Annotated in this window: 2 protein-coding genes and 1 pseudogene; all 3 read right to left on the bottom strand. The window is 24.4% G+C overall.

Going from position 1 to position 1,870, the window contains the following annotated elements; genetic code table 11:
• The coding region (locus VLM92_RS11355; protein WP_325276450.1) for an STAS-like domain-containing protein at nt 1-220 on the bottom strand (220 nt) is incomplete at its 3' end.
• Nucleotide 221: 1 nt separating this feature from the next.
• Nucleotides 222-1,517, bottom strand: a complete 1,296-nt coding sequence (locus tag VLM92_RS11350) for a hypothetical protein (protein WP_325276449.1) — start codon at nt 1,515-1,517, stop codon at nt 222-224.
• A gap of 13 nt (nt 1,518-1,530) precedes the next feature.
• A pseudogene (locus tag VLM92_RS11345) lies at nt 1,531-1,870 on the bottom strand (hypothetical protein); the annotation flags it as partial.

Here is a 1,870-nt window from a genome sequence, read left to right as displayed (position 1 = left end):
ATTTTAAACTATCCCAGTCTGGAATTGAATATAATTGACCAATTGCATTATTTAAAAATGCTGTATTCAATATATTAATTCCGATGAAGTTTAATGTTATTTCTCCTCCACCATCATCTATTATACTTTTTATCTTATTATATATAATATTTCCTTTTTTATCATTATCTGCAGCAGCTGACTGTAATTCATCCTTTATAATAATTTCGTATTTAATCATGTTAATTCACCTCTTTCTTACACTTTGCAAGGATATTGTTTAGTATTATGTATATATGATATATATGCAACTTACCTATTGAAGTTTCGTAATATCTTAGTTTTCCAATATAGCACTCATCAAATTCTCTTCTAAAATTAGAGTATATTATAGTTGCCTCCGTTATCCTACTTTGTTCCTTCATTTTTCCAATTTCATTATATATATAATCTAACTCAGACATATTCAATTCTTCTATTCTATTTATATCAATTGGAACACTTATTTTTAAATTATCAAACAATAATCTGTCATAAACATGATCTAATGTAAAATTTGTGAACAATGCAACATTCTCTTTATATTTAGTTTTAGTTATTTTGTTATATTCACTTGAATTATCTTTATCATTTTTAATTACTTCTTCACTTAGATGAAATTTAATTTCATCAAATTTTTTCGTAGAATAGTATGCTATTCCATCAAATTTTTCTTTTTTTAAAGTTTGTGCCAAAATTTGTGGTATTACATATTCTTCACAAAAAGAAAACCCTTTATATTCTTTCCTTTTTTCAAAGCTACATACAGAACTTAATAAGTTTCTAAAGAATTTACTCTCATCAAATGCTTTTGTACTAAATAACTTTAATGTGCTATTATCCTGTATTAAATTTTCATTTATATCTTTATATATATTATTTCTTAAATCATAAATTTTAATTTCCTTGTTTATTTTATATGTAGATACTTTAAAATCTTTTAACTGTTCATCATTTATTTCTAACTCTTCTATGATATCTACTATTGAACTCCCTAAATATATCATAGGTTGTCCTGTTAAACTGTATCTTTGATTGCTAACTAAATATCTTTTATTAAATGGTATATGATACATATCCCATGGAGTTAGAATACTTTTAGATACCCTACCTCTAAATAATATGCTATTTTTAATGTCTGCAGCTTCTAAATCTTCTAATATATTATAATGCTCCATAAACTCAGTAAACTTTCTTAATGATTCACTCCACTTTGCGTCTATCCATAATATATATATTTCCTTTATTACTTTAAAAAAGCTATAAATTTCCTCATCAGTAATTGATTCTAATAATTCTCTTAGTTTATTACAACCAATTGAACATTTTAATTTGCAGTCTTTACATTCTTTAGAATACTTTATTGCACATCTGAGCTGTGATATAAATATTTCTTTATATAAATCTAATGCCTCTTCATAATTATCTGCTTGAGACTGAGACATACGTCTTAATCTTTTTTGATAAATATCACTTAAAAAATCAACTAAGCATTTCATCTAATCTCTCCTTTTAAATATCATTTAGACTAATTTTCTCTGTAATTATATCATTAGTTAGTACATTTTCTTCTATTATATTATCTATTTTTATAGTAATTATGACTCCTGTAAAAAAGCTTCTCATTTCTTCAGACTTATAAGAAAAATTGTTAACATTATTTTCATCATACATATTCTCTTTTAATCTAATCATTGATTTTCCAGACATAATTTCTATTTCTCCATCTAAGTTCGATATAGTTTTCCTTAACAGATATAACCCTAGTCCTCCAGATGTATTTCCTTTTCTAGTCGTATTTAACTTTCTTAATGCCCATAAAATAGCTTTTTTATCATCATCAAAATCATAA

Source organism: Romboutsia sp. (genome assembly GCF_035470145.1).
Taxonomy (GTDB): domain Bacteria; phylum Bacillota; class Clostridia; order Peptostreptococcales; family Peptostreptococcaceae; genus Romboutsia_D.
This window is presented reverse-complemented; position numbering and strand designations above follow the sequence as displayed.